The 7,291-nt window shown below is 48.6% G+C and carries 7 protein-coding genes and 1 tRNA gene; all 8 read left to right on the top strand.

Going from position 1 to position 7,291, the window contains the following annotated elements:
• Positions 1-123 precede the first annotated feature (123 nt).
• Positions 124-197 (top strand) — tRNA-Pro (locus FH871_RS31485).
• A gap of 182 nt (positions 198-379) precedes the next feature.
• On the top strand, positions 380-1,822 hold the full coding sequence (locus tag FH871_RS31480) for an anthranilate synthase component I family protein (protein ID WP_138995296.1): 1,443 nt from the start codon (positions 380-382) through the stop codon (positions 1,820-1,822).
• 13 nt (positions 1,823-1,835) lie between these two features.
• A complete protein-coding gene (locus FH871_RS31475; RefSeq protein WP_138995295.1) occupies positions 1,836-2,402 on the top strand; it encodes an aminodeoxychorismate/anthranilate synthase component II in 567 nt (188 codons plus the stop codon).
• Positions 2,403-2,433: 31 nt separating this feature from the next.
• A complete protein-coding gene (gene trpD, locus FH871_RS31470; protein WP_138995294.1) occupies positions 2,434-3,423 on the top strand; it encodes an anthranilate phosphoribosyltransferase in 990 nt (329 codons plus the stop codon).
• A gap of 69 nt (positions 3,424-3,492) precedes the next feature.
• On the top strand, positions 3,493-4,317 hold the full coding sequence (trpC, locus tag FH871_RS31465) for an indole-3-glycerol phosphate synthase TrpC (RefSeq protein ID WP_138995293.1): 825 nt from the start codon (positions 3,493-3,495) through the stop codon (positions 4,315-4,317).
• Positions 4,314-4,961 carry a phosphoribosylanthranilate isomerase gene (locus FH871_RS31460; RefSeq protein ID WP_138995292.1) on the top strand — a complete coding sequence of 216 codons (648 nt, stop codon included), beginning with the start codon at positions 4,314-4,316 and terminating at the stop codon, positions 4,959-4,961. The genes trpC and FH871_RS31460 overlap by 4 nt, the downstream gene beginning before the upstream one ends.
• A gap of 147 nt (positions 4,962-5,108) precedes the next feature.
• The gene (gene trpB, locus FH871_RS31455; RefSeq protein ID WP_138995291.1) at positions 5,109-6,311 is read left to right on the top strand and encodes a tryptophan synthase subunit beta; all 1,203 of its coding nucleotides are present in this window, start codon (positions 5,109-5,111) and stop codon (positions 6,309-6,311) included.
• Between the two features lie 76 nt (positions 6,312-6,387).
• Positions 6,388-7,203: a tryptophan synthase subunit alpha gene (gene trpA, locus FH871_RS31450; protein ID WP_138995290.1), complete on the top strand. Its 816-nt coding sequence runs from the start codon at positions 6,388-6,390 to the stop codon at positions 7,201-7,203.
• The last annotated feature ends 88 nt before the right edge of the window (positions 7,204-7,291 follow it).

Here is a 7,291-nt window from a genome sequence, read left to right as displayed (position 1 = left end):
CTGGAGTCACTTCCGGGAGAGTAGGTTGCCGCCACCACAGATTACAATGTACCCATCTCCTTAAACCGAGATGGGTATACTTTTTTCTTTTTGATTTTTTACAAAATAATTACCTTTGCCAATCGGGGTGTAGCGCAGCTCGGTAGCGCGCTACGTTCGGGACGTAGAGGTCGTGGGTTCGAATCCCGCCACCCCGACTTTAAAAACTTGATCATCATGCGGTTTGGATTAACATCTTCTAATCTTTGGTGGCGTTCTTCTTCAATCGAAGTTGAACAGTCAGCGCATGCTTTGTAAAACCGATTCTATTGGTTCTTTCGAAAGCCCACTGTTCAAACCAGTGGGCTTTTTTTGTTTTCTAACCATTTCCCTTTCAATCATGATTGCTCCATTTAAAGAACAAAAACCGGCCTTCAGGGTAACCAGCTCCTACCGCAAAATGCTGGCCGACACCTTGACCCCTGTCAGTATCTATCTTCGCTTGAGGGATAAGTTTGTCAACAGTATTCTACTTGAGAGCTCAGATTACCACGGGAATGATAACAGCTATTCTTACATCTGTTTTGACCCCGTTGCAAAATTTGAATTTGATGGCAATACGATCCAGATCGACTACCCAAATGCCACGTCAAAATCCGTCGAGATTTCTCCGAATGATGACTTGCTGACCGAGATAGAAGAATTTAGAGCCGGATTTCAGTACCAGAAATTTCCATTCCCGTTTATCACCAACGGCCTTTTTGGTCACATTGGCTACAATGCGGTTCAGTTTTTTGAAGATATTTCGCTGAAAGCGGATGGAGCTGAAAACGATGTGCCGCTGGTCGTTTACCAGGCCTTTCGGTATGTGATTGCGATCAACCATTTTAAAGACGAACTCTATCTTTTTGAGCATTCATATTTGGAAGAAGGTCAGGAGCCCGCTCTCCATAACCTTGATTCCATTGAAACCTTTATCAAAAGCCGCAATTTTCCGTCCTATTCCTTCCAAACTACGCAGGATGAACAGTCTAATTTTACGGATGATCAATTCCTGGAAATTATTCAAAAAGGAATCGACCATTGCCACCGGGGTGACGTGTTCCAGATTGTGCTTTCCCGTAAGTTTTCTACGGCTTTTCGGGGTGATGAATTTAACGTCTATCGCGCTCTTCGCTCACTGAATCCGTCGCCTTATCTTTTCTATTTTGATTACGGCAACTATAAATTGTTTGGCTCGTCGCCGGAAGCTCAGATTGTCATTAAGGGGCAGAACGCCATCATTTATCCCATTGCCGGCACCTTTCGCCGGACCGGTAATGATGTAGCGGATGCGGAATTGGCGCAAAAACTGCACAACGATCCGAAGGAAACCGCTGAACACGTCATGCTGGTCGATCTGGCGCGGAATGATCTGAGCCGGAATTGCAAAACCGTTAAGGTCGAAACTTTTAAAGAGGTTCAGTATTACTCGCACGTGATTCACCTGGTGTCGAAAGTCGTGGGCGAACTGGATGAGAATACAAAACCGTTGCGAATTGTGGGCGAAACCTTTCCGGCCGGAACCTTGTCGGGTGCTCCCAAGCACATGGCGATGCAGTTGATTGATCGGTACGAAAAAACGAGCCGCGGGTTTTACGGTGGGTGTATTGGTTTCATGGATTTTAGTGGCGATTTCAACCAGGCGATTATGATTCGGACGTTCCTCAGCAAGAACAATACGTTACATTATCAGGCCGGCGCCGGCGTGGTTGCCAAATCGAATCCGGAAAGTGAATTGCAGGAAGTACATAACAAATTGATGGCCTTGCGGACGGCCATGAAACAGGCTGAAACAATCTAAAACAACGGTTTTTATGAAAGTGCTGGTTATCGATAACTACGATTCGTTTACCTACAACCTCGTCTATATTCTTCGTGAGTTGGGCCATACCGTTGATGTGTATCGGAATGACAAAATTTCGCTGGAAGAGGTAGATGCTTATGACAATATATTGTTGTCGCCCGGACCCGGAATTCCGTCGGAAGCGGGCATTATGCAGGAAATTATTCGCACCTATGCGCCTACCAAAAGTATTTTAGGCATTTGCCTGGGCCATCAGGGAATTAGCGAAGCGTTTGGTGCGAGGCTGGAAAACATGACGGATGTCTACCACGGCGTGGCGCACCGGACCTTCGTAGAAAATACCACCGAACGGTTATTCAGTGGATTGCCGAAAGAATTGCTGGTGGGGCGGTATCACTCCTGGACGGTTATTCCCGAAAGCATTCCGGCCGCGTTGGCGGTTACGGCGGTCGACGAAGAAGGCCGGGTAATGGGCGTGTCGCATAAAACATATGACGTGCGGGGCGTTCAGTTCCACCCCGAATCCGTGTTGACGCAGCACGGAAAGCAGATGCTGGAAAACTGGTTGAACCGTTAACATAACATCGCATCCTATTTCTATTACCCTTATGAAAGAAATACTGAATCACCTGTTCGAATACAAAACCTTAACCAAAGAAGAAGCCCGGCGGGTGTTGATCGGAATCAGTACCGGACAATACAATACCTCACAAATTGCTGCTTTTTTGACGGTTTATATGATGCGGAGTATTACCGTCGAGGAGTTGGAAGGATTCCGCGATGCCATGCTGGAGCTGTGTCTGGCTGTCGATTTGTCGGAATATGACGTCATGGATCTGTGCGGAACCGGTGGCGATGGAAAGGATACCTTCAACATTTCAACCTTGTCGGCTTTTGTGGTCGCGGGTGCCGGTCAGCGGATTACCAAACACGGCAATCACGGCGTGTCGTCCATGTGCGGATCGTCGACAGTCATGGAATTTCTGGGCTACCGGTTTACGAATGACTATGATGTGCTGCGGAAAAAAGTCGAAACCGCTGGCATTTGTTTCCTGCACGCACCCCTCTTCCACCCGGCGATGAAAAATGTTGGGCCGATTCGGAAAGAATTGGGTGTAAAGACATTTTTTAACGTTTTGGGCCCGATGGTGAACCCGGCTTTCCCGAAAAAACAGCTCGTTGGCGTGTTCAGTCTTGAATTAGCCAGATTGTATGCGTATCTTTATCAGCAAACGCCTAAGCGGTTTATGATCCTACACGCTCTGGATGGCTATGATGAAGTGTCGTTGACCGGCGCCTTCAAAACGATCACCGCACACGCTGAGCAAGTGCTGACTCCGCACCAAATCGGCTTGCCCCAACTCCAGCCTGAACAATTGGCCGGGGGGAAGTCCGTCGAAGATTCTGCCCGTATTTTTATGAATGTGTTGAATAACGAAGCAACTTCTGCCCAAACGGATGCGGTGATTGCCAATGCCGCGATGGCTCTGGTAGCCGCCGAGCGGGCGAAAACCGTTGAAGAAGGCATTCAGCAGGCACGGGAATCGCTGGAAAGCAAGCGGGCGTTGGACAGTCTTAAAAAACTACTGGCAGCTTAAGGCTACAAAAGAAGTAAATCGGTTGTAAAGAAAATTACAGAGTGCAATACCACCGGAATAAAGAATAGAATGGACGTACTTGAACGGATTATTGAGCGAAAGCGAACTGAAGTAGACAATCAGAAAACCGTCGTGTCCCAACGGGAACTGGAACAGCGGCCGCAGTTTAACCGGCAGCCGCTGAGTGCTCACGACGCGCTTCGGCGACCCGGTTCATCGGGTGTTATTGCCGAATTCAAGCGAAAATCGCCTTCCAAAGGTATCATCAACGATCAGGTTCTGGTGGCCGACACCACGGCGGGGTACGTCCGGGCCGGGGCTGCCTGTCTGTCGGTTTTAACGGACGAGCCTTTTTTTGGCGGTACGTCCACCGATTTGATCCAGGCGCGACAGGCCAATCCGTCAACCCCGATTATCCGGAAAGATTTCATCATCGATCCGTACCAGATTGTGGAAGCCAAAGCAATCGGTGCGGATTTTATTTTGCTCATTGCCGCCTGCCTGACGCCCGAACAAGTTCAAAATTACAGCCAGATTGCGCACGATTTAGGGTTGGAAGTCTTGCTCGAAGTCCACGATGAGGAGGAATTGGCCAGCCATCTGACCGAAACCGTCGATCTGGTGGGCGTCAATAACCGCAATCTGAAAACGTTTGTGACCGATCTTTCAACGTCAGTGCGGCTTTCAAGGTTAATTCCTGACTCCTTCGTTAAAATTTCCGAAAGCGGTTTGCAGCAGGCCGAATCCATTCTGGCACTTCAGCAAGTCGGTTATCAGGGCTTTCTGATCGGCGAAACGTTTATGAAAACCGCCGACCCGGCACAGGCTTTGCAGCAATTACTCGATGAATTGAACCAGTTGCATCCATTATCTCAAAAACACTATATCGTATGAAAGTAAAAGTCTGTGGAATGCGGGATTCCGACAACATCCGTGATTTGCTCGCCCTGGCACCCGATTTTATGGGATTTATTTTTTACGACAAATCGCTGCGGTTTGTTGGCGAAGAACTGGACGCTGAACTGTTGAAATCATTTCCGCGCAGCACGAAAAAAGTAGGTGTATTCGTAAACGCCAGCCCGGATTACATTCTGCGCAGCGTGAAAAAGTACGACCTGCAATACGTGCAGCTCCACGGAACTGAAACGCCCGACTTCTGCCGGAATCTGCGGAACCGGGGTGTCAGCATCATCAAGGCCTTTTCCGTTGATGAAACGTTCAACTTCAGCATGCTGAACAATTACAAACCGTCCTGTGATTTCTTCTTGTTCGATGCAAAAGGCGATCAGTTTGGCGGCAACGGCATTTCGTTCGACTGGAGCCTGATGAATCGGTATGACAACGACAAACCGTTTTTTATCAGTGGCGGTATCGATGCGGAAAGTCTTGACGCTCTGGACAAACTGAAACACCTAAAGCTCTACGGCGTCGATATCAACAGCAAAGTGGAGATGAGCCCGGGTCTGAAAGACATCGAACTGGTCAAAGCCATCATCACCGGACTGAAACCCATCGAAGAAGAAGAAACCGTCGCTTAACCCGCAGCCTATTGAGATAGTTATACATTCAGAGACCGTATTTTGCGGTCTTCCGGACTTTTCTGCCTTATTTAAATAGATAGTAATCAAAAATTGCCCGGTAATCGGTGCAGTTCTACAGTTACTGCATACTTGTTTTTGAGTACAATGGAAACTACAGAAGTAAAATCAGCTTTTCAGGTCGACGAACGGGGATACTACGGCACCTTCGGTGGCGCATTCATTCCGGAAATGCTTTATCCAAACGTAGAAGAACTGCGTCAAAATTATCTTTCGATTATTTCCGATCCGGCTTTTCAACAGGAATGGCGGGATTTACTGACCGATTACGTGGGTCGTCCAACCCCGCTTTTTCATGCCCGTCGCCTGTCAGCCGCTTACAACACAACGATTTACCTGAAGCGTGAAGACCTGTGTCATACGGGTGCTCATAAAGTCAACAATACTGTCGGCCAGATTCTGGTAGCCCAGCGATTGGGCAAAAAACGGATTGTAGCCGAAACCGGTGCAGGTCAACACGGCGTTGCCACGGCAACGGTTTGTGCCTTGATGGGTCTGGAGTGTATTGTTTATATGGGCAGCGTTGACATGGAGCGCCAGAAGCCCAACGTCGACCGGATGCGGATGCTGGGGGCAACGGTCGTTCCGGCCACCAGCGGAAGCCAAACCCTGAAAGATGCTACGAATGAAGCCATGCGGCATTGGATTAATAATCCGGTCGATACGCATTACGTGATCGGTTCAGTCGTTGGGCCGCATCCGTATCCCGACATGGTGGCTCGTTTTCAATCCATTATTTCTGAAGAAACCCGCAAGCAATTGCTGGAAAAAACCGGTCAGGCCAATCCCGATTATGTCATTGCCTGCGTGGGTGGAGGGAGTAATGCTGCCGGTGCTTTTTACCATTATCTGGACGAACCATCGGTGAAACTGATTGCTGCCGAAGCGGCTGGTCAGGGTGTACAATCGGGTCATTCTGCCGCGACGACTGCCCTGGGAAAACCCGGTATTTTGCATGGAAGCAGTACCATCCTGATGCAAACCGAAGATGGTCAGGTTGTTGAACCGTATTCAATTTCCGCTGGTTTGGATTATCCCGGCATCGGTCCCTTACATGCCCATTTGTTTGCTTCCGGCCGTGGCTGGTTTTACGCAATCACCGACGAAGAAGCACTGGAATCGGCCTTTGAACTGAGCCGTCTGGAAGGAATCATTCCGGCGCTGGAGTCATCGCACGCTTTAGCCTGTTTGCCCAAACTAAAAGCCCGCCCGGACGAAACCGTCGTGATTTGCCTTTCAGGCCGTGGCGATAAAGATTTAGCCGCCTACACGACTCGTCTTCCAAAATAACCATCACACATACTCTGTAATCTTCCGCCAGGTAAAAGCTGGCGGGAAAGCATTCCATTCCCTAAAGAATACTGCCATGAACCGCATTACCGCATTGTTTCAAAAGAAGTCCGAACAGATTCTGAACGTTTATTTCACCGCCGGTTTTCCCCAGTTGCACGATACCGCACCGATTTTGGAGACGTTGCAGGAAGCCGGTGTCGACCTGATTGAGATCGGAATGCCGTATTCAGATCCGGTCGCCGATGGCGAAACCATTCAGCAAAGCAACCAGAAGGCGCTACACAACGGGATGTCGCTGCGGGTTCTGTTCGAGCAACTCCAGGGAATTCGGGAGAAGGTTCAGGTGCCAATTCTATTGATGGGCTATCTAAATCCGGTCGTTCAGTTCGGAGTGGAAGCATTTTGCCGACAGTGTGCCGAGGTGGGTGTCGATGGGATCATAGTGCCGGATCTGCCCATTGATGTATACGAACGGGAATACAAGGCCATTTTCGATCAGTATGGTTTGCAAAATATCTTCCTGATAACGCCCCAGACGACAGAAAACCGCATTCGCCAGATTGATCAGTTGACGAATGGATTCATCTATATGGTCTCATCGGCCAGTACGACAGGCTCACAAAAGGGAATCACGGACGAAATGAAAGCCTATTTCAGCCGGATCGAAGCCATGAAAATAAAGAATCCACGCTTGATTGGTTTCGGAATTCAGGATTATTCAACTTTTCAAACGGCAAGTCAGTATGCTAATGGTGCCATTATTGGCAGCGCCTTCGTCCGTTTGCTGGAGCAAAATCAGGAGAATAAGACCGCAGCAATCCATGATTTCATCCACTCAATCCGGTTTTCGGAGCCTCAGGAAAAAATAAATTCGGTTCTTACCGCCTAATAGTCAGCACTGTAGAAAGTATTCTACATTTATTTTGTTTTAAGGTCTTGACAAAGGGGAAAATAATGCGGTACTTTGCAGTCCCAAA

Origin of the sequence: Larkinella sp. C7, from assembly GCF_006149005.1 — a bacterium.
Classification (GTDB): Bacteria; Bacteroidota; Bacteroidia; order Cytophagales; family Spirosomataceae; genus Larkinella.
Note: the sequence above shows the minus strand (reverse complement) of the source record. Positions and strands in the feature narration are given on the sequence as shown.

Excerpts from the sequence above, each read along its gene's own strand:
- FH871_RS31480 (WP_138995296.1), top strand. The coding sequence starts at position 380 with ATGATTGCTCCATTTAAAGAACAAAAACCGGCCTTCAGGGTAACCAGC.
- FH871_RS31475 (WP_138995295.1), top strand. The coding sequence starts at position 1,836 with ATGAAAGTGCTGGTTATCGATAACTACGATTCGTTTACCTACAACCTC.
- trpD (WP_138995294.1), top strand. The coding sequence starts at position 2,434 with ATGAAAGAAATACTGAATCACCTGTTCGAATACAAAACCTTAACCAAA.
- trpC (WP_138995293.1), top strand. The coding sequence starts at position 3,493 with ATGGACGTACTTGAACGGATTATTGAGCGAAAGCGAACTGAAGTAGAC.
- FH871_RS31460 (WP_138995292.1), top strand. The coding sequence starts at position 4,314 with ATGAAAGTAAAAGTCTGTGGAATGCGGGATTCCGACAACATCCGTGAT.
- trpB (WP_138995291.1), top strand. The coding sequence starts at position 5,109 with ATGGAAACTACAGAAGTAAAATCAGCTTTTCAGGTCGACGAACGGGGA.
- trpA (WP_138995290.1), top strand. The coding sequence starts at position 6,388 with ATGAACCGCATTACCGCATTGTTTCAAAAGAAGTCCGAACAGATTCTG.